Origin of the sequence: Paraburkholderia sp. MM6662-R1 (assembly GCF_050436245.1) — a bacterium.
GTDB classification, from domain to species: Bacteria; Pseudomonadota; Gammaproteobacteria; order Burkholderiales; family Burkholderiaceae; genus Paraburkholderia; species Paraburkholderia tuberum.
In genome coordinates, this window is the sequence record NZ_JBNDLV010000003.1 from 593,884 (window position 1) to 619,347 (window position 25,464).

The following is a 25,464-nucleotide window of genomic DNA, read 5'->3' on the forward strand; positions in this document are numbered from 1 at the left end:
ACCCCAAGGGCGAAGAGCGACATAACCGGTATCCCGAGGCCAAATCCCGCTGGCCACATCGCAAAGTTGCGCTTCATGTATTGGACGGCCGATAACCGCGCGTCCGATTTTTCGCTCAAGAATCACTGGTTGTTGCCGTTAGACAATCTGCCGTTCCTTCTGCGGCGTATGTGCAGTGCCGTGCGAGCTCGCGCGCCTGCGCATGATTTTATGCGGCCGTGAAACGAAGTTGTTGATAGCTACCAACGCACTGGCGGCGGCAGTTGTAGAGAGATCATTTGTGAAAGGAATTGCAAGGCGCATAAGCTCGCGTCACGCATTCGAAAAAATAAAAAGGAAGAAAGAGGGATGCGCGCTCGCCAGATCACATTGTTCGCTGCAACGGCGTCTATGCTGTTGTCGCTCGCTGGTTGTGGCGATGATTTCATCTCGGGCATGGAAGACTCAAGAGGAAAGACTACGCAGCAGCTAGGCGTATCTGGGAGCCAATCTCAAACAACGGTGACCCCCGGGCGCAATACGCCCTCGGGCAGTTGTATTACGACGGCTTGGGTGTTCCAAAGGATCGTGCTTTGGCAACATCTCTTTATGCGCGAGCGGCGAAAGGGTACACGGACGCCCAGAACGATCTGGGCTAGGCGCTAGCGACAGGAGATGGCGGGCAGCAGCCCGATCTCCCGCGTGGAGCGTCTCTCGTCAAGGCAGCCGCCGAAAAGCGATTGGTTCGCGCGGAGGTCAATCAGATTTTCGCGCTTTTCGTCAGACAGCACTCAACGTTAGATTCAAGTCGCATGTTTTGAGGACTGCTATCCAGCCGCGATTGGCTTGAATTGCCCGGTTGAGGAAGTCGAAGGGGTTACAGGTCAACAGCCTGTAACCGCGGAGCAGCATCGTTGGATGTTGTCCAAGGCGCGAAAAGACTATCGGACCTCACCACTCTATCTCGCACTGTTGGCTGCAAAAGCCGCATTACGGGATGAGACCGCTCGCCTCAAAGAGGGATGCAATCCGGCCAAGACTAGACGCTCCAAACCTGGCAAAGCGCAGCGGGAAGTAATGGTTCAGCGTAAGGAAGCGCGCCAGTCACAATTGCCGCTGAAGCCAGAGCCGGAAGATGTCGCAGGCACGGATCCGAGTCTCGACGAACTAGATTCTGATTAAGTTTGGACTAGGCCGGTCTTCCGGCCTGCAAAGGAGACTTTGCCGTGAACACCAAAAACTTCATGGAGAACGAAGGCGACTGCGTTGAAGTGGGTTCGCGACCCGTGCGCTCGCGGCCGAAACGGATCGGCCCAGGAAACAGATACAGCAGATCGCTGGACCGGGAGGGGCGCGGATACTCGAACGTCGCCTCCACGATCAGGATCTTTTGACGAATCAGCCATGACGCCACCCCATGCACGAGCTCCAGCATCAGCTCGCGCGCAAGCCCGCTGACCGGAGGGCCGTTCGAGGTTGCGGCGAATTCTATCGTCGCATGCGGCCCGTCCCGCGTCGACTCGAGCCGGAAGTCGTCGAGAATCAGGTGCAAGAACTGCCGGAAGCGATGAAGCGCGACCTCGAGCCGCGGTGCATCGAGGAGGCCCAGGCACAGGAACTTCCGGGTGCCGCTGCGCAGCGGGCGCGAGAAGATGCCGGGCATCTCGTCGTCGAGTTCCGTGTAGAGCGTCGAAAACTGCTCCTCGGTCACGCGGGCCGCGGCCTTGCGGAGCAATTCGTGCGGAATGCCCGAGGGTTCGGCGAGGCGCGCCACCGCCGCCCGGTCGGCGCCGCAAAGGAAGCCGTTGACGACGGAGATCGAAACGGTCGAGGAAGGAAACCTCATGACGGTTATGGCCGCCTATGTTATACCCTTGCCGCCCGCGAGCCGACCGCCGTGCGATTCAAGGTTCGGCTACCGCACGGGCCATCAGGAAGCGGCCGGCTCGTCTTCGCCATAACGGCGCTCGACGCAATCGAACATTTCCGTAATGGAAAACTGCAGCGCCACTTTTGCCATCAGACTGTCTCGCTGACGAAGTGCCCGCATCAGCATCGTGCTGGCCGCTTCGCTAACGACGGTCGGCGAGCTGAGTTCGGCATGCACGAGCGGTCCGGCCTGAATCCACAGGTTTTCGATGCAGTTCGTCAACGTCGGACGCCGCGCCTTCTCGTAGAGGTGGAAATGAAAGCGATGGCGCACCGACATCGCGGTTGCCGCGTCGGCTTGAGACTTCGCATCATTCAACTGCCTCGATAGCGAACCGGCCAGCGTCACGTCGTCTTCGGTCAAGTGGGGCACCGCCATTTCGATCGCCTGTCCTTCGAGCTCGATGCGCAAATCCCGGATCTCGCGTAAGCGCCCGCGATCGGCCAAGGGAACCGCCACGCTGCGGTCGCTCAAACTGACCAGCGCCTGCTCGGACACCAATTGCAAAAGCGCTTCGCGCACTGGCGTAATGCTCACGCCGAGCGCCTCCGCGAGCGGCTTCAATAGCAGCTTCTCGCCTGGCGCGAAGTGCCCCCGCATCAACCCCAGCCGCAGAGACCGGTACGCTCGCGAACTCAAGCTCCCCTTATCGAACGCATGCAGACTGGGAAGCTCCAACGCATGAGAGAGCTTATCCGTGGGATCGGTACTTTCTTTAGGTGGAAACGACAAGTCGGAACTCCGGTCTTTTGATCCGAACTACTCGAGAAGCATTGATTATACTGTTCAAAGGTCCCCCGTAAGCCGGCGCAAGGAGAGTGAGGCGCGGCTTTCCCCGCCGCGCCGATACGCGTTCGATGCCGGCGCTCATGCGCTCATGCTCACGGCGGCGTCGCGGTACCGTTTCAGCCATTGCTCGCGCCTCGTTGCCACCGCCGCCATGTTGCGTGTCTTCACGTGGCCGAACCCGCGAATATCTCCGGGCAGTCCGGCGAGTTGCAGCGCCGCGCCGAACCGTTCGGCATTGAGCGACACGCAGAACTCGTCGACCATCGCGCGGTATTCATCGATCAGCGCACGCTCGCCACGACGCTCCTCTGTCTTGCCGAACGGATCGAACACGCTGCCGCGCAAACCCTTCATCTTCGCGAGAACGCGGAACACCGGCAACACCCACGGTCCGAACGGCCGCTTGACCAGTTCGCCGTGTGTATCGCGCTTCGCCAGCAGCGGCGGCGCGAGGTAGAACCGCAGCCGGTAGTCACGCCCGGGTTCGCCTTCGAACTGCTCCCGCAGCTTGTCGAGATAGGCCGGATCCGCATAGAGACGCGCTACTTCGTATTCGTCCTTGTACATCATCAGCTTCGCGAGGTTCATCGCGACCGCGCGCGTGAGCGGCAGCGTCGCGTCGAGGCGAAGATCCGTCTCAACGGTACGCACGCTCTCGACGGCTTCACGATACGTGCAAGCATAGGCGGCGTTCTGATACGCGGTCAGCATGGTTTCGCGCGAAGCGATCAAGCGGTCGAGCGATTCGGGCATCCTCACGACGACGGCGCGCGGCGACGGTTTCCCGACGCTCGTCCGAAGCATGGCTTCGACCGCCTTCGCGCCGTGCTGCGCAACATAGCGTCCCCAGTTGAATGCCTGCTGATTCTTCGCCACCGCCACGCCATTCAACTCGATTGCGCGCATCAGACTCGACAGCGCGAGCGGTAGCCAGCCCTTCTGCCAGACGAAGCCCAGCAGCAACGGGTTCGCATAGATCGTGTCGCCGAGCAGGGCGAGCGCGAGTGCATTCGCGTCGACGAACGCGCAATCGTCGCCCACGGCATCGCGCAAGTCGCTTTCGATCTGCGTACCGGGAAACCGCCAGCCGGGGTTGTGGACGAACTCGGCAGTCGGCGTGGCGCCGCTATTGATCGCCGCGCGCGTCGTGCCGCAGCCCACGCGCGACAGCACGTCGGCGGCGGCCGACACGATCGCATCACAACCGACGACGAGGCGCGCATCACCGACCCCGATGCGCGTGGCGTGCAGCACCCCGGGCGAAGCGGCCAGCTGCACGTGGCTCAGCACCGCGCCGCCCTTCTGCGCCAGCCCCGCCATGTCCAGCACCGACACACCCTTTCCTTCAAGATGGGCGGACATGCCGATCAACGCGCCGATCGTCACGACGCCCGTCCCCCCGACGCCCGTCACCAGCACACCGTACGCCCGCGCAAGATCGGGAAGAATCGGTTGTGGCAACGCATCGAAATCCGGGCTTGCCGCGTTTTGCCCCGCGCCCGTGCCGGGCCGGCGCAACTGCGCACCCTGCGCCACCACGAAACTCGGGCAAAAGCCCTTCACGCACGAGAAATCCTTGTTGCACGAACTCTGGTTGATCTTGCGTTTGGTTCCGAGCGGCGTTTCGAGCGGCTCCACGGACAGACAGTTCGACTGTACGGAGCAGTCCCCGCAGCCTTCGCAAACCGCATCGTTGATGAACGCACGATGCGCGGGGTCCGGGTAGGTGCCGCGCTTGCGACGGCGACGCTTCTCCGTCGCGCATACCTGATCGTAAATCAGTACCGTGGTGCCCGACGTGTCGCGCAGCATGCGCTGCACGTCGTCGAGCCGGTCGCGATGGAATACGTGAACGCCTGCCGGCCGGTTCGCCGCGTTGCGATACTTGTCCGGCTCGTCGGTCACGATCACGATGCGTGCCGCGCCTTCGGCGTGTACCTGATGACAGATCTGCGGCACGGTGAGCTGCCCGTCCACCGGCTGGCCGCCGGTCATCGCCACCGCATCGTTATAGAGAATCTTGTACGTGATGTTGGCCTTTGCCGCAATGGCCGCACGAATCGCCAGCAGTCCGGAATGGAAATAGGTCCCATCACCGAGATTCGCGAACACGTGCTTGTCGCCGGCAAAATGCATCTGGCCGATCCACGTCGCCCCCTCGCCCCCCATCTGGCTGAGGGTTTCGGTGCGGCGGTCCATCCACGTCGACATCGTATGGCACCCGATGCCCGCGATGGCGCGCGACCCTTCCGGCACGTGGGTCGACGTATTGTGCGGACAACCGGAGCAGAACCACGGCTTGCGTTCGACCACGATGCGCGGTCGTGCCGCCCTGCGCTCGTTCGCTTCGATCGCGGCGACGCGCGCCAGCATGCGGGCGCGCCCGTCTGCGTCGATTTCGGCATCGGTCAGAAAGTCCGCGATCGTCTTCGCAATGACCGCCGGCGAAAGCTCGGCGTGCTCCGGCAATAAGCGCTCCTTGCGCGAATGGCCACTCGCATCGCTGCGTTCCGTATACTTACCGACGATCGTCGGGCGCACGGGCAAATCATAGAGCGCCTCCTTCAACGCCTGTTCGAGAATTTGGCGCTTTTCCTCGATCACGAAGATCCGTTCGAGACCGGCGGCGAAAGAGAGCGCCGTTTGCGGGTCGAACGGCCACACGCATCCCACCTTCAGCACGCGCAGCCCAATCCGCGCGCAGGCCGCGTCGTCGAGCCCCAGATCCCCGAGCGCCTGGCGTACGTCGCTATAGGCCTTGCCCGATGCGACGATGCCATATCGTGCTTTCGGCGGGTCGATCACGACCTCGTTCAATCGATTAGCACGCAAGTAAGCAAGCGCTGCCTGCCACTTCTGCTCAACGAGCCGGGCCTCCTGTTCGAGCGGCGGATCCGGCCAGCGGATCCCGAGACCTGCGGCCGGCGCCACGTAATCCTCCGGCACGACGATGCGCACGCGGTCCGGATCCACATCGACCGATGCGCTCGATTCGACGACATCCGTCACGCATTTCATCGCCACCCACAGGCCGGTGTAACGACTCATGGCCCAGCCATGCAGGCCGAAATCCAGGTATTCCTGCACATTGGACGGATAGAGGACCGGGATGCCTGCCGCGATCAACGCGTGCTCGGACTGGTGCGCGATCGTCGACGACTTGGCCGCATGGTCGTCGCCCGCCAGTACCAGCACGCCGCCGCGCGGGTCCGTTCCCGCATGGTTGGCATGCTTGAACACGTCTCCCGTTCTATCGACGCCCGGCCCCTTGCCGTACCACATGCCGAACACACCGTCCCGACGAGCATTGGGCCACAGGTTCACCTGCTGGGTACCCCATACCGCAGTAGCGGCCAGATCCTCGTTGACCCCCGGTTGAAACACGATGTCATGCGCTTCGAGATGACGCTTTGCATTCCACAGAGCCTGATCGACCGCGCCGAGGGGCGAGCCGCGATAGCCGGAAATAAACCCGGCGGTATTCAAACCGGCGCGCCGGTCGCGCGCCTTTTGCAGCATCGGAAGACGAACCAGCGCCTGCGTGCCGCTCATATACGCGCGGCCTTTCTCCAACGTGTATTTATCGTCGATGGATACCGCGCGATTCGCATCGCCGGCCGCTTGTGTCCGGGTTGGGATGGAAGAATTCATTACAGACAATCTCCAATAACACGCAGTTCAGTCATTTCCACAGTCCCTCGCATAACACCTCGATCGCAACGGGTCCGGGCGCCGATATGCCATTCCGGAAGCCGGACCCGTGCACCTTTCCTGTTTGACAGTCGTGACTCCAGGCACTCAAAACTTATGTCGCAAGCCGATCTGGAACGTCGCTTCGTTCTGTCCGGAGGCAGCGGTCACATTGGCAATAGACGCCACTGCTGGACGCCCGAACGAGTCGAGTCCGCTTGCATGCTGATAGCCCGCGAGCCCATACACGTCAGTACGTTTGGACAGGAAATAGTCCACGCCGATATTGATCTGGCGGTAGATCGCGCCGATGTGACCTCCAACCGAACTGCCACGTGTGTAATTTCCAGCCAGTCCTGCAAGAAAGTCCGGCGCGAAGTGGTAGACATAGTTCAACTCGACGTTGGAAAATCCAGCCGATCCCGAGTAGCCCATCGGATTGGGGCCGGACGTTGCGACGTCTCCCAGATGGCTGAACATGGTTCTCGTGTAGATCGCAGCGACCGTCGATTTTCCGAGCGTGTACGAGACCGCGGCGGCGCCCACGTTGAGAGAGCCTGCTGACGCGAATCCCGCATAGACGGGATTCAATGTAGCAGCCGTCGCCGAGCCGGCCGATCCAAGATTGTTTCCGCTGGCGCCTGCAGCGTTTGCATTGGTCCCAAAGTAAGAGAGGTTGGGATTGCGCGCATTCAGATACGCGAGCGCCGCCTGAAAACCGCTGGCCGTATAGGACGCGGCCGCCGACCAAAGCGATTGCCGTGCAACGCTCCCCGATACGCCTCCAAGGCTGTACATCCCTTCGACCGTCAGATTGGGCGTCGCACTGAAAACCGCCTTGATCGAGTTGTTCACCCTTCGCGTGCCCATCGTGTTGTCGAGGTCGTCTGGATGCGCTGCCACGTAGCCAGCCCAGGAGCGGCCGGCGACGAATGACCCGACGGTGTCGGATAGCGGGTCATACTGTCTGCCCATTGTCAGCGTACCCATTCGATTAGACAGCCCCACCCACGCCTGCCGCCCAAACATCGCACCGCCATTTGAAAGCATTCCGTTGTTCACCAGGAACCCGTTTTCCAACTGGAAAACCGCTTGTACCCCGCCCCCGAGATCCTCCTTTCCGAGGAAACCAAATCGGTCTCCGGACAGACCGGTGATGCTATTGAGCGTTATCTGCGTCCCACCTCGCACCGGTATGCCGTTGACCACCGCCGTCTGCGCATTCGTGACGACGTTGATGCCAGTGTCCACGACGCCGTAAAGCGTGACGGAGCTTTGCGCATACGCGCTCGGCGCGCCCACCGCAGCGGCGGCTAGCCAGATGATTGACCCTTTCCTCATTCCATTTGTCTCCATTGAATGGTTATTTACCCGTTTTTTATTGCGAACTACATGGTTGACGCGAGGTGCTCACGCCGGTCGAACGATCAAACGTCGATCCTTCGACCGGGGTCATTTCCTGATCCGGGTGGTGGTCCTGTTTCGTTTTTCCGGTGCGCGGCTGCAGACATCAGGCGGACTGGCTGCGCTCCCTGATTGCTTTCAACACCCATGAACGGTCGATCGTGCCTGCCTCGATCGCCGCGAGTTGGGCCGCCTCGGCGGACATTTTCGTCAGTGCGCGTTCGATAACGCTTTGCGCGTCGTCCCTCGGAATCGCGACGACGCCGTCGGCGTCGCCGACGACTATGTCGCCAGGGTTCACGACCATTCCGGCCACGGAGACCGTTACGTTGATCTGCCCGGGACCGTCCTTGTACGGACCACGGTGCGTATGGCCACGCGCGAAGCACGGGAAATCCAGCCTCGACAACGCGTCGACGTCGCGGACCGCGCCGTCGATCACGAATCCCGCCAGGCCGCGACGCTTCGCGTAGGACACCATGATCTCGCCGATCAGCGCCCGGCCGAGGTCGCCGCCGCCGTCCACGACGATCATGTGTCCGGGCTCCGCGATGTCGAGCGCGTGGTGCAGCAGCAGGTTGTCGCCCGAACGCGCCCTCACGGTGAGCGCCGTGCCCACCACGGCTTTCGTTCCGTGATAGGGCCGCAGCCCGACCGCTCCCGGCAGCCTCGCCATCACATCGCTGAGAATCGACGTTGGAATCGCTTCAAACGCACGCACCAGCCGACCATCCACGCACGAAATCGACGGCTCAATCAGGAAACTATCGCTCATGGGAATCACCTGTCCTGTTGAACGGATGCTTCGTCACGCCTGGGTCCACTCGACGTGCGCACGGACGCATCCTTCCTTCACCCATCCGTGGCGGGCGGCCCAATCCAGCATTTCCCGAAACCGCGCGTCCCAGTCCGGTTCGACACGCCCGGATGCAGTGGCACGCACGAACGACTCGCTGATCCATGCGTGGTCGTTTCCGTCGAACGCGAGGATGTGCGGCTGATATCGCTCGACGAGGCGATCCTTCTGCAACGTGCTCACGAGTTTGAACGTCTTGAAATTCGCGCCGTCTTCGAGGGTGCAGTCGCCATCTCCGGAAAACAGAAGCCACATGATCAGGCCTCCTTTAGCGCGGGCGATGCCACGTCGGCCTCGCCCGCCTCCTCGGCCTCGTCGGTCACAGCGTTCAGATGGGGCGTCACGCTCTTGCCGAACAACTCCATCGATACAAGCGTTTCAGCGGAACTCATGCCCGGCAGCCCCATAATGAAGCTCATCTGTACGGGTCGAAGCGCTCGACGCTGGCGCACCAGCCGTTCCGCGACCGTTTCTGGATCACCGATCGCGAGGCGCCCGAGCAGTTCGTCGACGGTCGGCTCGTTTGGCGCGGGCTCGTTCTTCATCAACGATCCGTCGAGTTGCGCTTCCTTGTTCTTCATCGCCGCGTGCACGCGCATCACGTAGATGACTGCCTCCGCCGCCTTGCGCGCCGCCTTCGGATCTTGCGTCACGTACAGATACTGGTTCAGCGCGAACGGCATGACAGGCGCTGCCCCGCCACACGCGCGGTAGACTTCCTCGATCTGTCCACGCTTCTCGATGACCCAGTCCGTGGAATTGGCCACCATGGATACGATCGACGCGTACTGGCCCGACACCATGCGCTTTTGCACCGCCGCGTCGGTGGTGCCGCTTGCGATATAGACCTGCGGCGCGCGTTGCTTCGGCCGCAACGTAAACAGCGTTTTGGGGATGCTCGCGAGCGTACCGTCGAACTCGATGGCACCGGTACTCATGTACTGGTTGAATATCTCGAGAAAGTCGGAAAAGTACGCCCTGTTCTTGGCGATTTCGAGGCCGAACTTGTGAAACTCGAACTCCTGGTATCCGCCCCCCAGACCGATGGCCAGGCGGCCGTCGCTCAACTGATCGAGCAGCGCGAGTTCCTCGACGACGCGAATCGGATGATGCAGCGGAACCACCACCACGGCCGGTCCCACCTTGATGCGCGACGTGCGTGCGGCGGCGTACGCGGCCAGCATCGTCGGATTCGGACAAATGGAGTAATTCGTGAAGTGATGCTCCGGAAACCATGCGGTCCCGAATCCGAGCTGCTCCGCGAGACCCACCTGATCGCAGGCTTCCATGAAAATGCTGTTTTGCGATTTGGCCGGGTCACGTTGTGACACCGTACTGAAGAGCGCCAGTTCCATCTCACCCATCCTGATTGAAAGTAAAGACTGTTAAGCGAAGCTCAATGGCGTGGCGGACGTCAACGCGCTGAACTCCCGATTGCAATACATGAGCGGCGATCCCGTCCCGTTCACACACGAACGCACCATGCCGACGACGACCAGATGCGTGCCGAAGCGGCTCGCCTTTTCCACCGAGCATTCGAATATCGTGATCGCGTGTCGCATCACCATGATTCCCGACGCAGAACGGCGCCATTCGGCCGGATCGAATTCATCGGTGCCGCGCCCGGGCCTTGCGAACGACTTCGCGATCGGCACGTCGTCAGCACCCAGCACGCTGACGCCGAGCAGCCCGGAGGTTTCCATCGCCGCAATCAAACGCGATCGCGTATTGACACATGCGAGGAGGAGCGCCGGAGAATCCGAGACTGCCTGCACTGAGGTCACCGTAATGCCGACGTCGTCGTCCCCATTCCTCGCGGTGAGAACGCACACGGTCGACGCCATCCGGCTCATCGCGTCCCGGAATTCCAGTTCGCCGATGATGGAATTTCTGTCAGTCATATGCAGTCCTATTCATATACGAAACGAAAACAGCCTCGTTGCGGCTGGAATCAAACTGTGAAAGGGATGATCAGGCTGCCGGATCAACCACGCGCTGCACCTGTTCGCCGAGGCGCTCCACGCCGAGGCGCATCGTCTGGCCATGACTCAGAAAAATATTCGGCCGCTTGCCCAGGCCGACGCCCGGCGGAGTGCCCGTGGTGATGATGTCGCCGGGCTCCAGTGTCAGACATTGACTGCAATAGCTGACGAGCTCGGGAACGGAGAAAATCATCTTCCGGGTGTTGCCCGTCTGCATGCGCTTTCCGTCGAGATCCAGAAAGAGGTCGAGGTTGCTCACGTCCGGGATTTCGTCCGGCGTGACGAGCCACGGCCCGACCGGCCCGAATGTATCGAAGCTTTTCCCCTTGTCCCAGGTTCCACCGCGTTCGAGTTGCCATTCGCGCTCGGAAAGGTCATTGCAAACCGTATAGCCGGCGATGTACTGGTGAGCGTCATCGGCCGAGACCCGTTGCGCACGCTTACCGATCACGATTGCCAGTTCAACCTCCCAGTCTGCCTTGCACGCACCGGGCGGAAGCATCACGTCGTCATTCGGGCCGCACAGCGAGCCGACCGACTTCAGAAACACCACGGGCATGTCGGGAGCCTTGACGCCGGCTTCTTCGGCGTGATCGGAATAGTTCAGACCGATACCGACGAAATTGCGCGTGCCGGCCACCGGCGGCCCAAGTCGCGTCGTCGACGGGACGACCGGAAAGCGTTCGAGGTCGAGTGATCGAAGCGCGTCGATCGAGGCCGCGCCGAGTGCACTACCGGCCAGATCCTCGATGACGGAGGAAAGATCGCGGATATTGCCTTGCGCATCCAGAGCGCCGGGCTTCTCAAATCCGGGCAGACCAAAGCGGAGCAGTTTCATGAACGAGTACTCGGGTTAGTTTGGAGTGTGTGTCGAAGGTGATGCAATCGGTACCGCGGCAATGCCGTCAAGCGTCCGGCGGCCCGACCAGATTGTCGATGTTCGTCATCGCAACCCCTTCCCAGATGGGGGTACAGGAGACCGGGAAATCCTGCCGGAACCGGCCGCCCTCAGCCAGAACCGCATCGAGAAAGTGCGGCAGACGCTTGATCGATCCTTCGATCGGCAGGTCGTGCACCACGACGACGGACCAGGGTTGCGACCGGCACTGGTGGAGTGCGATCTTGTCCCACGTATCGCGGTTTTCCCAGTCGCGTGGCAACGCGTTCCACAATACGCAGGTGTACTGCTGCTCGAACAGATAGTCCCGCACCGACGGACTGAGCAGATGCCTGCCGATGGAGCCGCCGTATCCGAACGGGCGGAATAGCCGCTTATGCCCGATGAACGGGCGGATGAGCTTGTGCGTGCGGATGATCTCGTCGGCAACGACGGTGTCGTCGAGACGCTCACCCAATGGCGTCGAGTGCGTGTAGGTATGGTTGCCGATCCAATGCCCGTCGTCGTACGCGCGTTCGCACGCGTCCATCGCCCCGCTCGTCTCGAACTGCTGTCCAACCACAAAAAAACTGGCGGCAATGCCCCGCTCTTTCAGGACATCCAGTACGTACGGCGTGATGCGCGGATCAGGACCGTTATCAAAGGTCATGGTTACATCGAACATTTTCAGTTCCTTGATGAATGCTGAAGGGAGCCGGAGCCGTCCGTCTCAAACGCAATGCAGGAGGGCACATAGTCCGGCCCGTCGGTGTTCACTAGCTGAAACAGCATTCTGTAAATCCCGACAAAGGTGATTACCTCGACAAGCAAAGCGTCATCCAGAACATCGGTCCGTTCGACTGGCCGGTTGTCCAGCACGCCACGGGTAATGCGCGCCACCGCGTCGATCGTGTCGTCTCCGTAGCTGGCGTGAACCGCGACGGCAAGCTTCTCCAACGCGCGGGCGTTGACGCCGGCCGAAAGCGCGAGCGGCACGTGCGCATGCCATCCATACGGGCAGTTCAACGCCCTGGCAACGGTGAGTACCACGACCTCTCGCGCAGCGAGCGATAGCCGGCTCGCGCTTTTGTAATAGAGCAGCATGTCGTACATGCATAGCCCGACTTCAGCTGCGCGGGCAAGCGCGTTGAACGGTCCAGGCCATGGCGCGCCCGGTTTCGCGACCGCGGCCGACAGGCGCCGCTGCGTGTCACTGAGTCGAGCTGCATCAAGTTGCGGAAAGTAGGACATGGTGCCTCTGGCGCTTCGTCGTCAAGCCGCCGCGAGGCGCCTGTATCCGGCGCCGAAGATGACGAGCGGATCCCCGTCGTGCACTTCGGCAGCTGTGACGTCGCCGATCAGAAGCCGGTGGTCGCCGCTGCTGATCGCGTGCGCGACGCGGCATTCGATCACCGCGGCCGCGCCCTCGATGGCCAGACAGCCGGAGTTCAACCGACGTGTTTTCACGTTGGCGAACTTGTCGTCGATCCGGCTCGCGAACTGGTCAGAAAGCGCCTGCTGGTCCGCGGTCAAATAGTTGATGCAAAAAACCTGCGACGCCAGAATCGCTTTCAGCGAACGCGATTGTTCGCCCACGCAGATCATGTATCGCAACGGATCGGACGAGACAGGGCTCACCGCCCGCATCGTCAAACCGGACGGACTGCCGGACGCATCGATCGTCGTGACAACCGCCACGCCGCGAGGCCATGCGTTGGAAAGCTGCCGAAACAGGTCCATGTTGGACTGCCCTTGCACGGGCGGGTGTGCTTCAGTGGTCATGAACTTCTCCATTCAAAGGATCGAGCCGGGACGAGTGGCGCATCGCCGAAACCGCATGATCGGTGGCGTCAGGTCGAGGACGCGTTTCAGAACGTCCCGCGGGAAATCTGTTAGGCAGGACCAGCGGCACGATTGCAGCTACTGCAAAGAACGCGGAAAACCATGCGAGCCCGGCGCTGAAACTGCCGGTTGCACCGCGCATGAGACCGAACGTGTACGGGCCGAGAAAGCCGCCGATATTGCCGACACTGTTGATCAGCGCGAATCCGCCGGCGGCTGCCGCGCCGCTGAGCGCGGCAGCGGGCCCGTTCCAGAAAATCGCCATGTAGCAGAACGACGACCCCACGGCAACCACGATGGCGGCATACGCCAGCACGGGATTCGCGGCGATAGTGGATGCATACAGGGATGCGCCCGCCAATGCGGCCAGCACGACCAGGTGCCAGCGGCGATCGCCGGTACGATCGGAGAATCGCGGGACCGTCAGCAACAGCACCACGCCGAATAAAAAGGGTAAAGCGCTGATCCAGCCGATGGACGCATTGGACAGATGCGCCGCGCTAGCCTTGACGATTTGCGGAAGCCAGAAAAAGAGCGCGTAAACACCCGAGAGAAGCGCGAAGTAGGTCAACGCATAGACCCAGACCTTGAAAGACTTCAGACTGCGCAGGAATTGGGTTTCCTGCGGACGCGAGGTCGTGCTTCTCTCGTGCGCAAGTTCGGCCATCAGAAACTGACGGCTGGCGTCCGGCAGCCACGATGCGTGCTCCACGCCGCGCGGCAGCATCCAGTACAGAAAGCAACCGAAAACGACGGTCGGCACGCCTTCAACAACGAACATCCATCGCCACCCTTCGATGCCCAGCATGTGCACACTCAGCAACAATCCCGATACCGGACCGACCAGCACCCCGGCCAGCGGCGACGCCGCCGACCAGACGCCGTTGGCGCTACTAAGACTACGGCGCGTGAACCACAGCGACACGTAATACAGCACGCCAGGCGTAAAGCCCGCTTCGGCGACCCCGAGGAAGAAGCGCAGCAGATAGAAGGTAGTCGCGTTGGATACGAATGCCATCGCGCACGACAGCAATCCCCACGTCACCATGATCCGGGCGATCCAGAGCGGCGCGCCCATTCGATGCAGCAGCAGATTGCTGGGAATTTCGAACAATGCATAGCCGACGAAAAAGATGCCTACGCCCAGTCCAAAGGTTTCCGGTCCGAAGCGAAGGGCGGTGTTCATCTGCAGCGCGGCGAATCCGACGTTGATACGATCGAACTGCAGGAGGAAGTGTGCAATGAATAAAACGGGAAGGATGCGCACTGCCACCAGTCGATATGTCCTTTGCTCCTCTGCGTTCATACGTTGTCTCCTCGTTGGGCGGAGGTTCGTCCGAAATCCAGCACGACCTCTTGTTTATAAGTTATAAAAGATTCCACAAGTTCGAAATTGGGGTAAACCTGTGTCGGATCGCTGCGGCTCGAATGCGTCAAACATACAAAAACCCGACTTTCCCGCTTTTTCAAGGGGTTAATGGTACTCGCGAACCGTGAAGATGTCTGTTTCAGTTGTGGTGACGCTTCCGCCAGCCGGGAAAATTCCGCCGTCCCCTCCTGGCTTCACTTATAAAAGAAGGCGCCGAGGCGGATTCCGCTCGTCAACCCGCGCCGTAAGACGCTTTTAGAGGAGGACTGTGACCGTGGCAAGCAGAGGACTTGCGCCGAGTCCGGACATCGCGTTGCGGCGCCGGCCGAAGCAGGACCGTGGACGCGTCGCAGGCCGCTCAGCCGCTAAGGTTGTTGTGACTCGCCGGGCGGCACTGCCGGAAACTGGGGGCGGTGGCGCTACTCCGGGCGTTCCCTTTTCACGAAAACTAGCGATTGCACTCGCGAGGGGCGGGGCGCGCACACTGTCATTGCCAATCGTCCGGTTTGCGGGCGAGCCACGCTGAATGCATCCGCTATTTGGTTCTCGGCGCCGTTGGGATCGCTGGCGCCGCATCAAGCCCGGCGATATTCGCGATGTGCTCCACGCCGAAAATGGTTCATGTTCTCGTATACGTTTTCCAACCTGTATCGACGCATCAAGTGCGTGCCTGCATTCGGCGTGCAATCCATACAGTCCAACAGTCCAACTAACTCGTGACACAAATCCGGCTAATCTAACTATTTCGTTCGGGTCTCGCGCCCAGTGTGTCCGAAAAAGTTAGCAAGTCATTGATTAATAAGAAGCCGCAGTCTAACTAATTCGATCTCCCTGCAGGAGTGTCGGGAAGCCGAATTCGTTGGACTAAGGAACGCTTGGCTAGACTCGAAAGCACGAAATTGACTGGACTGCCCGGAAACCGCGGATCGAAGGATCACCGGGCGGCGTAGTTCGCCGCCCCGGTACTGTGCTGATCGACGCTTCCTGCGGGAGGGCGAGAGACGCTTTACGTTAAGGGTTAATCGACGCCCCCCCGGCGTCAGACTACTTGTCGTGTTATCTGAATCTTATAGACATGGTCCGGGGGCGGTAAAATCAGGGTGAATGAAAGCCTACTCAGCAGAAAGAAAAGAAGCGCTGGTGCGTCGCATGATGCCGCCGGAAAACGCGTTGGTCTCAGCGCTGGCCAGAGAAACGGGAATTACCGAACAGACGTTGTACACGTGGCGCCGACAGGCGAAAGGACAAGGGCTGGCCGTGCCGGGCGATGGGAAGAATCCCGAGGGATGGTCTTCGGAAGACAAGTTTGCAGTAGTGCTGGAAGCCGCCCCGCTCAACGCAGCGGAGCTGGCCGAGTACTGCCGGCGCAAAGGACTCTATCCCGAACAGATCGCGGCGTGGCGAGCGGCCTGCCAGGCAGCCAACGCGAATGCCACCGAGCAGGCACGCGAGCAGCGCCACCAGTCGAAAGACGACAAGCAGCGCATCCGGCAGCTCGAGAAGGAATTGCAGCGCAAGGAGAAGGCGCTAGCGGAAGCGGCGGCGCTGCTGATTCTGAGAAAAAAAGTCCAGGCGATCTGGGGAGACAAAGAGGACGATTGATCAACGTCCCGGATCGCCTGTTATGTATATCGTTGATACGCGAGGCGGCGCAGTCAGGCTGCCGGCTGGAGAAGGCTTGCGACGAGTTGGGCGTGAGCCTGCGCACGTTTCAGCGCTGGGTCGGTGACGGTGACACGGTACGTGCTGATGGTCGTACCACGACCGAACGGCCGCCGCCGGGCAACCAGTTGAGTGAGGCTGAACGGCAACAGATTCTTGAGGTAGCCAATAGTGCGGAGTTTGCCAGTCTGCCGCCCAGCCAGATCGTGCCGAGGCTGGCCGATCGCGGCGTGTATGTCGCATCGGAATCGAGCTTTTACCGCGTGCTGCGCAGCGCCTCGCAGCAGCACCATCGTGGTCGTGCGCGCAAGCCCTCGACCCGGGTAGTGACCAGTCATTGCGCGACGGCGCCCAATCAGGTCTGGTCGTGGGACATCACCTGGGTACCTGCGGCGGTCAAAGGACAGTATTACTACTGGTACATGATGCTGGACGTGTTCAGCCGCAAGATTGTCGGTCACGAAGTGCATGAGGCCGAATCGGCAGAACTGGCCGCGTTGCTGATGCGGCGTGCCAGTCTGGCAGAGGGCCTGGCAGGACGTCCCCTGGTGCTGCACTCGGATAATGGCAGCCCGATGAAAGGTGCGACGATGCTTGCCACCCTGGAGAACCTGGGGGTCGTGGCCTCGTTTAGCCGACCACGCGTGAGTAACGACAACCCGTACGCAGAGTCGCTGTTCCGGACCTGCAAGTATCGGCCCGACTACCCGCGCAAGCCGTTCGGCAGCGTTGATGAGGCGCGGGCCTGGACGCAGCAGTTCGTGCGCTGGTACAACCATGAGCACAAACACAGCGGCCTCAAATTCGTCACGCCGGCCCAGTGTCATAACGGCGTGGCGAATGCAGTTCTTGCGCAACGTGAGATCGTTTATGCGGAGGCCAGGCAGCGCAATCCACGGCGTTGGTCCCGATCGACGCGCAACTGGAAATTGAAGGATGAAGTCTGGCTCAATCCGGAGCGCATGCAACCGGAAGAACTAAAGCAGTGCGCATGAGGTGACGCGACAAGTACGTTGACAACCGCCGCGCCTGCCCTCATTCACATGGCTGCGCGCGTGCTGCGGCGCGTGCGGGCCGGTGTAGTGGTCAACTAATTTCGGAAAGGCAGATAGGTTCTTTCGCTGTCGGTTTCGCCTCGTAGGCGGCGGGCGACAGATAGCCCAGCGTGGAGTGCAAGCGCACCGGATTGTAGAAAGCGACGATGTACTGGTTGATATCGCGCCGAGCCTCATCGTGGTTGGCGTACCGACGCTGCCACACGCGCTCCTTTTTCAGGTTCAGGAAGAATCTTTCCATCACCGAATTGTCCCAACAATTTCCCTTGCGGCTCATGCTGCAAACCACGTGATGCTGCTTCAGCAAGGCCTGGTACTCATCGCTTGCATACCTGGCTGCCCCTATCCGAATGCAAAACCAGTCCCGGCGCTGGCCTACGCTGCTCCAGCGCCATCGTCAATGCCGATATGACCAGTCCAGCCGGCATGGTCGGGGCCATTGACCAGCCGACGACCCTGCGCGAGTACAAGTCCAGCACGACAGCCAGATAGAGCCAGCCCTGCGCCGTGCGGATATACGTGATGGCTACGACCATGACGCTGGCCGGCGGTGGGCAACTCGCCGGGCCAGCAACGCGCAGGTCAAACCGGAGGGCTTCGGAGGAACAGGCTCCCGTTCAAAAAAACTTGACGGACCACCTCAGGGCGTCACTTGGCCGTACACCCAAGCAAAATGATTGTCTGTATCCAGTCCTGCAACGGTCACCGGATCTGCTAATCTCCCGACGAATTTTTCCGGAAATCAACCACGACGCTCGGTCAGTGCTACGAACGCGAAGGCTAGTATTTTGGCCATCGCGTTGCGTCGCCTTCTCCTCTTTGCCGCAAGTTCCGATGGGAACAAAAGCGAGCGATCTTCCGCCGCAGAGTCGCTTAAAATCATCTTTTCGGCACTCTGCGAGGCCAATCATGCGCTCATGGCGGCTTGATCGTCCCAACCTCTCCGGCCATCTGGATCTGTCACGGGCAACGAGCCTGGTCTCGGCCATCGGGTCTAACGATGCGAACGCCTTCGCCGCGGAAGTTCTGAAACTCCTAGGGGACGCCGCAGGCATATCGCAGTGCACCGTCTTTGCTTACGAGTTCAACAATCGTCCTCGGACGGTCTCGGTCGCAGACCACCGTGGCGGTCGATATCTGAGCAACGTCGCGGATACCTACGCCAGGACTTTCTATGCGTTGGACGGAAATCAGACGATTATCTCCTCTGCCCGTCCTCAGAAGCTCGACTCGGCCGTCCTGCTCCACCAGCAGGCCATCGAAGACATCTCGCATGAAGGGTATCGAGCCGCTTGCTATCACCAGCCGGACGTTTCGGGCCGACTCTCCCTTTTGCTGCAGCCCTCGCAGGACATCTGGCTCTCCGTCAATCTCTACCGCGACCGCAGGCGCGGCCATTTCCACGCGAACGAGATCGCGCTGATTGAGGCCTTTGCGCCGCTCATCGCCCAGACCGCCAAGCATCATTACGTGCTATGCGGCCAGATTCAGACCGGCATTCCGCAACTGATGCTGGTGCGTATTCGAGGGATCTGCCCCGAGTTGTCGAAGCGCGAACTCGATGTCCTATGCGGCGTTCTGGAGGGCCGTACCGCGAAAGACATTGGAGAACTTATGGGCGTCAAAGCCTCCAGCGTCGTGACCTATCAAAAGCGGGCCTTTCGCCGCCTCGGCATTTCGAGCCAGCGTCAGTTGTTTGCCTTGTGCCTGGCTACCAGCCGAGAATGATCACGCACTGCGTCATCTCTCTGACCGTGCCCGATCTTCCGCTTGCCTGGCACTGAGGGTTTTTCCTAATCCATTTCACCCGTCAAGTCGTACCCATTTTGGGGACAGCGCGCGCGGGCGAATCTCCATACTCCACTCATCGCCATACCTCGCCGCCCTGACGAGCCTGACGCGATTGCATTGAGTGCTGTGGCGCTCGACATAGAGCTGAGTTTGGAGACGACCCGTATGGAAACGACCCCATTGGCTGACCGCAGTCCGCTTCCTGGCGGTCCGGCAAACGGTGCTGGATCTGGTGAATCGATGCGAGAGCAGCGTGTCATCGCCAAGGTCTCCCGGCACCTTCTTTGGTTTCTCTTCGTCCTGTTCTTCTTCTCGTTCATGGACCGGATCAATATCGGATTTGCCGGCCTTACCATGATGAAGGATCTCGGCCTCTCCGGCGTCCAGTTCGGTCTGGCGACCACGTTGTTTTATATTGCATATATCGCGTTCGGCATTCCCAGCAACATCGTCCTGGCGCGCATCGGCGCGCGGAAATGCATCGGGACTATCATGATCGCCTGGGGTCTGGCCTCTACAGCGACGATGTTCGCATCGAGTCCGGGAACGCTTTACCTGTTGCGAATCCTCGTCGGCGTGACCGAGGCGGGCTTTCTACCAGGCATCCTGCTTTACATGACATATTGGTTTCCGAGCGCATATCGCGCGAGGGCCAACGCTTTGTTCATGATCGCGATTGCCCGTCACGGCCGCGGTCGGCTCCGCACTCTCGGGATACATTCTGGCGCTGGATGGAACGCTTGGCCTCAAAGGATGGCAGTGGCTCTTCTGTCTGGAGGGCCTGCCTTCGGCGATCTTGGGTCTGGTCGTATTCGGCTATCTGCGCGATGTTCCCGAGAAGGCGCACTGGCTCACTGCCGATGAGAAGCGCACGCTTTCGAAGACCCTCGCGGCCGAGCACAACGCCGACCCCGTGCCGCATTCGCCCGCCACCGACGAAAGAAGCCTTCTGAGCGAGCTCTTCTCGCCAACGGTCCTCAAATTTGCGCTCGCTTATTTCTGTCTGGTCAACACGCTAGCAATGGTTGCCGTCTGGACGCCCCTGATCGTCAAAAGCTTCAGCGCTGACGCGAGCAACCGGACCGTCGGCCTGCTGGCCGCGATCCCGCAAATCTGCACGATCGTTGCAATGATCTGGTGGGGAAGACGCTCTGATCGCAAACAGGAGCGCAAATGGCACCTGATGTTGCCGATGCTGTTTTCCGCTGCTGGCTGGCTTTGCACCGCCTATTCCACCAACCCCGTGATTCAGATGTTAGGCATCTGCCTCGCGTCGGCGGGATCGTACACCGCCATGTCGATCTTCTGGACAACCCCTGATCACGCATTGAGCCTCCGGGCCCGTGCCGTTGGGATCGCAGTGATCAACGCGACCGGCAACATCGGGTCGGCGCTGAACCCCCTGGTCGTGGGATGGCTGAAGGATCTCACCCATAGCTTCTCGGCCGGATTGCTCTATGCAGCGGCATTGCTCGTGATCGGCGCCATCGTGGTGGCAGTGCTGCCCGTTCAGCCCAAGCGCTCCCGCGACGCGGAACTATCTAGCAACGCACGTTAGTGCGGATAGCCCTAGTTGGGCGAATACGCCGATGGCGTTACGGCAGCATCGAGGCGCAGCTCATGCGTGGCCCCCCGCTTACCAGAATTCGTTAAGGAGCAACCGATGGAATTCAAAGCTTATCCCTTCACTGCAAAAAAGTACGCTGGCCAGATGCCGAATCTTGACAACGGCATCGAGACAAAGCGACATGCAGTGACGATCGTCGGCGGTGGCCCTGTGGGACTCGCCGTGGCACTTGGCCTCGCCAATCACGGCGTTCCTTCCGTATTGATCGAAGCCGATGATTCCGTATGCTATGGCAGCCGGGCCATCTGTATCTCGCGTCGAAGCCTGGAAATCATCGAGCGCCTGGGTGCAGTGGACGGGTTTCTGAAGACCGGACTGCCGTGGGCCGGTGGGCGCAGTTTTTATCGCGACACCGAAGTGCTGCACTTCAAGATGCCGCAGGACGACAACCAGAAACTGCCTCCGATGGTGAACGTCGCGCAATATCACATCGAACAGTTTCTCCTGGACGCCGCGCAACGGAAGTCTGATCTGATCGACATCCGCTGGCAGACCAAGGTGACCGCCATCGATTCGCGTACGGACGGCGCCATGCTTCGCCTCGCGACTCCCGAAGGCGACTATTCGCTCAATACGGACTGGGTGGTCGCCTGCGATGGTGGGCGCAGCACGATCCGCGAGGCATTGGGCTTGCAGCTCAATGGGACGAGCTACGAGGGCCGTTATGTCATCGTCGATATCGAGCTCGAGAGCGAGCGGCCGACCGAGCGTCTTGCCTACTTCGATCCATCGTCGAACCCGGGCTCCACTGTGCTGGTCCACAAACAGCCTGACAATGTCTGGCGCATCGATTACCAATTGCGGGACGGCGAGGACGCCGAACAGGCAGTCAAGCCTGAAAATGTCATGCCACGGGTGCAAAGCCTGTTGGACATGATGGGCGAACGTGGCGCCTGGGCACCCATCTGGATCACGATCTACAAGGCCAATGCCTTGACCCTGGAAAGCTATCGTCACGATCGCGTGCTGTTTGGCGGCGATGCAGCCCATCTGGTGCCGATTTTTGGCGTGCGCGGCGCGAATTCAGGAATCGATGACGCGGACAACCTCGCGTGGAAACTGGCGTTCGTCGTCCGTGGCCTTGCGTCCGAAGGATTGCTCGACAGCTATTCAGACGAGCGCGTCTTTGCGGCCCACGAAAACCTTAGCTACGGTACCAAGAGCACCGAATTCATGGCGCCGCCCTCATTCGCCTTCGAGTTGATGCGCAAGGCCGTATTGAGTCTGGCGATCAAGCATGAACGCGTGCGTTCTCTGATTAACCCGCGGCAGACTTCGGCCATCAGTTATACGGAGTCGCCGCTCAACACGCCTGAAGCACAGTCGGGCGCGTTTGAGGCTGGTCCTGCGCCGGGGGCCGTGTTGACCGAATGCCCACTGACGATCGTCGAGGGCGGCAGCGCGAGAGAGGCTCATCTGACGGAATTGATCACTCCAAGGTTCACCGCTCTGTACTTCAGCGAAGACGGACGCGTACCGGTGGAATTTGCCGAACTCGAAGCAACGCTTCAAGAGGAAAAGCTGCCTTTCAAGCTGATCCCCGTGACTTCGCATCTTCACCCCGAGACGAAAAACAATCACAACTGGGACCACACAGGTCGGCTGTTCGCCATGTACACCGCCAGACCCGGTACCGTATACCTGGTTCGCCCGGACGGCCATGTACTGGGACGCTGGCATGCGGCAGCGGCTGCAGATGTTGAGGCCGCCATCCACCACGCCCTTCAAATGTGATCACCAAACCGGTAAAGGAGAACGCCATGACCGACAGCGACCTCGACATCATTTATACCCGGCTGTGCAAGACCATGACTCAACTGGGTCGGCCGAACACTTCGCTTTTCCTCGCGCGCTTCGCCATGCTCGCGATCGACAGGATCGACGACCCCGCCGTCGCACTGAATTTAATCGACGACGCAAGCGAAGGAATGACTGAATCAGCGCCGCGGTAGGGTTCCAATCCACAAGCCCACCTCGTAGCACTTTTTCTGGCTTCCCATATCCTTCGCAGGAACGCGAAACAATGACCGTCAATTATCAAACCGGCTTCGCCAATGAGTTTGCCACCGAGGCGCTGCCGGGCGCCCTTCCCGTGGGGCGTAACTCTCCGCAACGCGTGCCTTATGGCCTATACGCAGAACAACTCTCAGGGACTGCATTCACGGCGCCGCGTCATAACAATCGGCGTTCGTGGTTGTACCGGATCCGGCCAGCGGCCATGCACTCGCCATTCCAGCATATCGAGAACTCGCGCCTGTTGAGCCGCTTCGACGAAGTACCGACGCCACCGGATCAGTTGCGCTGGGATCCCCTTCCGATGCCCGATGCACCGACCGATTTCGTGGCGGGCCTTGTAACCATGGCGGGCAACGGTGCGCCCGATGTAGGGCGAGGATGCGGTATCCACCTGTATGCCGCGAACTGTTCCATGACCGACCGGTTTTTCTACAACGCCGACGGTGAGTTGCTTGTCGTGCCGCAACAAGGACGGCTGCGCGTGGCAACCGAAATGGGACTGCTGGACGTCGAACCGCAGGAGATCGTCGTCATCCCGCGAGGCGTGCGTTTCCGGGTTGAACTGCCCGATGGCGAGGCGCGCGGCTACGTGTGCGAGAACTATGGCGCGCTGTTCAAGCTGCCCGACCTTGGCGTCATTGGCTCCAACGGCCTGGCGAATCCGCGTGATTTTCTGACGCCGGTCGCGTCGTATGAAGACCGGGAAGGCGACTTCGAACTGATCGCGAAGTTCGAAGGCAATCTCTGGCGCGCCCGGATCGACCACTCGCCGCTCGACGTCGTCGCATGGCACGGAAACTATGCGCCGTACAAGTACGACCTGCGGCGCTTCAACACGATTGGTTCAATAAGCTTCGACCATCCCGACCCCTCGATTTTCCTGGTGCTCCAGTCCCCCACTGATACCCCCGGCGTCGATTCGATCGACTTTGTCATTTTCCCGCCGCGTTGGTTGCCGATGGAAAACACATTCCGTCCGCCATGGTTCCACCGAAATTTCGCAAGCGAGTTCATGGGACTGATTCATGGCGCGTATGACGCGAAGGCTGAAGGTTTTGCGCCCGGCGGTGCGTCGCTTCACAACTGCATGAGTGGTCATGGCCCAGATGCCGAAACCTTCGCCAGGGCGAGCACCGCAGACACGACCCGGCCTGATCACATCACGAACACGCTGGCGTTCATGTTCGAAACGCCCGCCGTCATCCGGCCGACGCGCCATGCGCTCGAATCGTCGCAGCTCCAAGGCGAGTATTACCGGTGCTGGCAGGGCCTCAAGAAGCATTTCAACCCGGCACAAGCCTGATAGGACGTTGGAGAAATCACATGTCGTTGATCGACGAGACGCACAGCCCGGCTCTGAAAAGTTGGGTGGAACAGGCAAACCGACCGGGGAGCGATTTTCCGATCCAGAACCTTCCATTTGGTCGTTATCGACCGATGGGCACGGACGAGGACTTCAAGATTGGGGTAGCCATTGGCGACCAGATTTTAGATCTGCAGGGCACAGGCCTGATCGACGATCCGGACATGAACGCGTTGATGGCACTTGATTCAACAACTCGACTGGAGTTGCGTCGCGCCATTTCCCGAGGCCTTGCGCACGGCAGCGAGCAGCAACAAGCATGGTCGACGCTGCTTATCAACCAGAGCGCGGCGCAGATGGCAACGCCTTGCCGAATCGGAGACTACACAGATTTTTATACGGGCATTCACCACGCCATGTCTGTCGGCAAGCTGTTCAGGCCCGACCAGCCGCTGATGCCGAATTACAAATGGGTGCCGATTGGTTATCACGGTCGGTCTTCATCCATTCGCGTGAGCGGCCAGATGTTTCGGCGTCCGCGTGGGCAAACCAAAACGCCGGAGGCCGCGCAACCCACCTTTGGTCCCAGCCGACGACTGGACTACGAACTCGAACTTGGCTACTTCGTCGGTCGCGGCAACGATTTGGGGCAACCCGTCTCCATCGAAGACGCGGAGAATCATCTTTTCGGTGTGACACTGCTCAACGACTGGTCCGCGCGCGACATCCAGGCGTGGGAGTACCAGCCGCTCGGCCCGTTCCTGTCCAAGAACTTCGCGACAACCGTCTCTCCGTGGTTAATCACGACCGAGGCACTGGCACCCTTCCGCGCGCCGTTGACGCGTCCCGACGGTGACCCGCAGCCGCTCCCTTACCTCGACGCCGCCTGTAATCGCAAGGAAGGCGCATTCGACGTCACACTTGAGGTGTTGATCCTAACGGAGCGCATGGTCGGGTCAGGCTTCCCACCTCAGCGCTTGACGCTGGGCAACGCTGGCACAGCGGCCTACTGGACAGCGGCACAACTGGTGACCCACCACACGGTCAACGGCTGCAATCTCCAGCCCGGCGATCTGCTTGGTTCCGGTACATTGTCGGGCCCCGCCGCCAATGAGGCTGGCTCGCTACTCGAATTGACCGAGGGCGGCAGGCAGCCCGTCGTGCTGGCCAATGGCGAGCAGCGGACCTTCCTGGAGGACGGCGACACGCTGATTCTGCGTGGATGGTGCGAACGTCCCGGCGCGGTTCGCATGGGACTCGGCGAAGTCCGTGGCACCGTCCTGGCCTAAAAA

22 protein-coding genes and 2 pseudogenes are annotated in these 25,464 nt (G+C 60.6%); 10 read left to right on the top strand and 14 right to left on the bottom strand.

Going from position 1 to position 25,464, the window contains the following annotated elements:
* Positions 1-488: 488 nt before the first annotated feature.
* The gene (locus tag OKW39_RS25395; RefSeq protein WP_429564266.1) at positions 489-638 is read left to right on the top strand and encodes a hypothetical protein; all 150 of its coding nucleotides are present in this window, start codon (positions 489-491) and stop codon (positions 636-638) included.
* Between the two features lie 259 nt (positions 639-897).
* Positions 898-1,161, top strand: coding sequence for a hypothetical protein (locus OKW39_RS25400; RefSeq protein ID WP_429359740.1), 264 nt, complete (start codon positions 898-900; stop codon positions 1,159-1,161).
* Between the two features lie 7 nt (positions 1,162-1,168).
* On the opposite strand, the gene OKW39_RS25405 is transcribed toward OKW39_RS25400, so the two are convergent.
* From OKW39_RS25405 to OKW39_RS25465, 13 genes are all read right to left on the bottom strand, one after another.
* The gene (locus OKW39_RS25405) at positions 1,169-1,753 is read right to left on the bottom strand and encodes an AraC family transcriptional regulator ligand-binding domain-containing protein (protein WP_429359739.1); all 585 of its coding nucleotides are present in this window, start codon (positions 1,751-1,753) and stop codon (positions 1,169-1,171) included.
* Between the two features lie 156 nt (positions 1,754-1,909).
* Positions 1,910-2,548: a GntR family transcriptional regulator gene (locus OKW39_RS25410; RefSeq protein ID WP_275426078.1), complete on the bottom strand. Its 639-nt coding sequence runs from the start codon at positions 2,546-2,548 to the stop codon at positions 1,910-1,912.
* Positions 2,549-2,776: 228 nt separating this feature from the next.
* Positions 2,777-6,349: an indolepyruvate ferredoxin oxidoreductase family protein gene (locus OKW39_RS25415; RefSeq protein WP_429563956.1), complete on the bottom strand. Its 3,573-nt coding sequence runs from the start codon at positions 6,347-6,349 to the stop codon at positions 2,777-2,779.
* 147 nt (positions 6,350-6,496) lie between these two features.
* Complete coding sequence (locus OKW39_RS25420; RefSeq protein ID WP_429359737.1) at positions 6,497-7,729, bottom strand: porin; 1,233 nt, start codon at positions 7,727-7,729, stop codon at positions 6,497-6,499.
* A 169-nt stretch (positions 7,730-7,898) separates the two neighbouring features.
* Positions 7,899-8,567: an RraA family protein gene (locus tag OKW39_RS25425; protein ID WP_429563957.1), complete on the bottom strand. Its 669-nt coding sequence runs from the start codon at positions 8,565-8,567 to the stop codon at positions 7,899-7,901.
* A 33-nt stretch (positions 8,568-8,600) separates the two neighbouring features.
* Entirely contained in the window at positions 8,601-8,903 is a 303-nt protein-coding gene (locus OKW39_RS25430) for a hypothetical protein (RefSeq protein ID WP_429563958.1), read from the bottom strand.
* Positions 8,904-8,905: 2 nt separating this feature from the next.
* A complete protein-coding gene (locus OKW39_RS25435) occupies positions 8,906-10,003 on the bottom strand; it encodes an LLM class flavin-dependent oxidoreductase (protein WP_429563959.1) in 1,098 nt (365 codons plus the stop codon).
* A gap of 30 nt (positions 10,004-10,033) precedes the next feature.
* A complete protein-coding gene (locus tag OKW39_RS25440) occupies positions 10,034-10,549 on the bottom strand; it encodes a flavin reductase family protein (protein ID WP_429359732.1) in 516 nt (171 codons plus the stop codon).
* 70 nt (positions 10,550-10,619) lie between these two features.
* Complete coding sequence (locus OKW39_RS25445; protein ID WP_429359730.1) at positions 10,620-11,468, bottom strand: fumarylacetoacetate hydrolase family protein; 849 nt, start codon at positions 11,466-11,468, stop codon at positions 10,620-10,622.
* 67 nt (positions 11,469-11,535) lie between these two features.
* Positions 11,536-12,192, bottom strand: coding sequence for a polysaccharide deacetylase family protein (locus OKW39_RS25450; protein ID WP_429359728.1), 657 nt, complete (start codon positions 12,190-12,192; stop codon positions 11,536-11,538).
* Between the two features lie 2 nt (positions 12,193-12,194).
* Positions 12,195-12,758: a carboxymuconolactone decarboxylase family protein gene (locus OKW39_RS25455; RefSeq protein ID WP_429359726.1), complete on the bottom strand. Its 564-nt coding sequence runs from the start codon at positions 12,756-12,758 to the stop codon at positions 12,195-12,197.
* 21 nt (positions 12,759-12,779) lie between these two features.
* Positions 12,780-13,289 carry a flavin reductase family protein gene (locus OKW39_RS25460; RefSeq protein ID WP_429359724.1) on the bottom strand — a complete coding sequence of 170 codons (510 nt, stop codon included), beginning with the start codon at positions 13,287-13,289 and terminating at the stop codon, positions 12,780-12,782.
* Positions 13,279-14,655: an MFS transporter gene (locus OKW39_RS25465; protein ID WP_429359722.1), complete on the bottom strand. Its 1,377-nt coding sequence runs from the start codon at positions 14,653-14,655 to the stop codon at positions 13,279-13,281. The genes OKW39_RS25460 and OKW39_RS25465 overlap by 11 nt, the downstream gene beginning before the upstream one ends.
* A gap of 1,167 nt (positions 14,656-15,822) precedes the next feature.
* Between OKW39_RS25465 and OKW39_RS25470 the strand changes: the two genes are divergently transcribed.
* Positions 15,823-17,375 (top strand): IS3 family transposase gene (locus OKW39_RS25470; protein ID WP_244168772.1). Its coding sequence is split into 2 segments (ribosomal slippage): positions 15,823-16,285 and positions 16,285-17,375, totalling 1,554 coding nucleotides; the frame shifts between segments, so codons are not numbered across the junction.
* A gap of 91 nt (positions 17,376-17,466) precedes the next feature.
* Here OKW39_RS25470 and OKW39_RS25475 read toward each other — a convergent pair.
* Positions 17,467-17,983, bottom strand: a pseudogene (locus tag OKW39_RS25475) (IS3 family transposase); the annotation flags it as partial.
* Positions 17,984-18,344: 361 nt separating this feature from the next.
* Between OKW39_RS25475 and OKW39_RS25480 the strand changes: the two are divergent.
* The 7 genes and pseudogenes from OKW39_RS25480 to fahA all read left to right on the top strand — a co-directional run bounded on the left by OKW39_RS25480 (position 18,345) and on the right by fahA (position 25,461).
* Complete coding sequence (locus OKW39_RS25480) at positions 18,345-19,163, top strand: LuxR C-terminal-related transcriptional regulator (protein WP_018420249.1); 819 nt, start codon at positions 18,345-18,347, stop codon at positions 19,161-19,163.
* A 381-nt stretch (positions 19,164-19,544) separates the two neighbouring features.
* Positions 19,545-19,841: pseudogene (locus OKW39_RS25485) on the top strand (MFS transporter); the annotation flags it as partial.
* Between the two features lie 61 nt (positions 19,842-19,902).
* Positions 19,903-20,784, top strand: coding sequence for an MFS transporter (locus OKW39_RS25490; RefSeq protein ID WP_429563960.1), 882 nt, complete (start codon positions 19,903-19,905; stop codon positions 20,782-20,784).
* 105 nt (positions 20,785-20,889) lie between these two features.
* On the top strand, positions 20,890-22,587 hold the full coding sequence (locus tag OKW39_RS25495) for an FAD-dependent oxidoreductase (RefSeq protein ID WP_429563961.1): 1,698 nt from the start codon (positions 20,890-20,892) through the stop codon (positions 22,585-22,587).
* Between the two features lie 26 nt (positions 22,588-22,613).
* Entirely contained in the window at positions 22,614-22,805 is a 192-nt protein-coding gene (locus tag OKW39_RS25500; protein WP_429359716.1) for a hypothetical protein, read from the top strand.
* Between the two features lie 71 nt (positions 22,806-22,876).
* Positions 22,877-24,172, top strand: coding sequence for a homogentisate 1,2-dioxygenase (hmgA, locus tag OKW39_RS25505; protein ID WP_429359714.1), 1,296 nt, complete (start codon positions 22,877-22,879; stop codon positions 24,170-24,172).
* Between the two features lie 20 nt (positions 24,173-24,192).
* Positions 24,193-25,461 (top strand): fumarylacetoacetase, encoded by a 1,269-nt coding sequence (gene fahA, locus OKW39_RS25510; RefSeq protein ID WP_429359712.1) that lies wholly within the window; start codon positions 24,193-24,195, stop codon positions 25,459-25,461.
* The last annotated feature ends 3 nt before the right edge of the window (positions 25,462-25,464 follow it).

Excerpts from the sequence above, each read along its gene's own strand:
- OKW39_RS25445 (WP_429359730.1), bottom strand. The coding sequence starts at position 11,468 with ATGAAACTGCTCCGCTTTGGTCTGCCCGGATTTGAGAAGCCCGGCGCT.
- OKW39_RS25415 (WP_429563956.1), bottom strand. The coding sequence starts at position 6,349 with ATGAATTCTTCCATCCCAACCCGGACACAAGCGGCCGGCGATGCGAAT.
- OKW39_RS25500 (WP_429359716.1), top strand. The coding sequence starts at position 22,614 with ATGACCGACAGCGACCTCGACATCATTTATACCCGGCTGTGCAAGACC.
- OKW39_RS25440 (WP_429359732.1), bottom strand. The coding sequence starts at position 10,549 with ATGACTGACAGAAATTCCATCATCGGCGAACTGGAATTCCGGGACGCG.
- OKW39_RS25495 (WP_429563961.1), top strand. The coding sequence starts at position 20,890 with ATGGAATTCAAAGCTTATCCCTTCACTGCAAAAAAGTACGCTGGCCAG.
- OKW39_RS25460 (WP_429359724.1), bottom strand. The coding sequence starts at position 13,289 with ATGACCACTGAAGCACACCCGCCCGTGCAAGGGCAGTCCAACATGGAC.
- OKW39_RS25435 (WP_429563959.1), bottom strand. The coding sequence starts at position 10,003 with ATGGAACTGGCGCTCTTCAGTACGGTGTCACAACGTGACCCGGCCAAA.
- OKW39_RS25420 (WP_429359737.1), bottom strand. The coding sequence starts at position 7,729 with ATGAGGAAAGGGTCAATCATCTGGCTAGCCGCCGCTGCGGTGGGCGCG.
- OKW39_RS25455 (WP_429359726.1), bottom strand. The coding sequence starts at position 12,758 with ATGTCCTACTTTCCGCAACTTGATGCAGCTCGACTCAGTGACACGCAG.
- OKW39_RS25430 (WP_429563958.1), bottom strand. The coding sequence starts at position 8,903 with ATGTGGCTTCTGTTTTCCGGAGATGGCGACTGCACCCTCGAAGACGGC.
- OKW39_RS25480 (WP_018420249.1), top strand. The coding sequence starts at position 18,345 with ATGCGCTCATGGCGGCTTGATCGTCCCAACCTCTCCGGCCATCTGGAT.
- OKW39_RS25400 (WP_429359740.1), top strand. The coding sequence starts at position 898 with ATGTTGTCCAAGGCGCGAAAAGACTATCGGACCTCACCACTCTATCTC.
- fahA (WP_429359712.1), top strand. The coding sequence starts at position 24,193 with ATGTCGTTGATCGACGAGACGCACAGCCCGGCTCTGAAAAGTTGGGTG.
- OKW39_RS25450 (WP_429359728.1), bottom strand. The coding sequence starts at position 12,192 with ATGTTCGATGTAACCATGACCTTTGATAACGGTCCTGATCCGCGCATC.
- OKW39_RS25425 (WP_429563957.1), bottom strand. The coding sequence starts at position 8,567 with ATGAGCGATAGTTTCCTGATTGAGCCGTCGATTTCGTGCGTGGATGGT.
- OKW39_RS25465 (WP_429359722.1), bottom strand. The coding sequence starts at position 14,655 with ATGAACGCAGAGGAGCAAAGGACATATCGACTGGTGGCAGTGCGCATC.
- hmgA (WP_429359714.1), top strand. The coding sequence starts at position 22,877 with ATGACCGTCAATTATCAAACCGGCTTCGCCAATGAGTTTGCCACCGAG.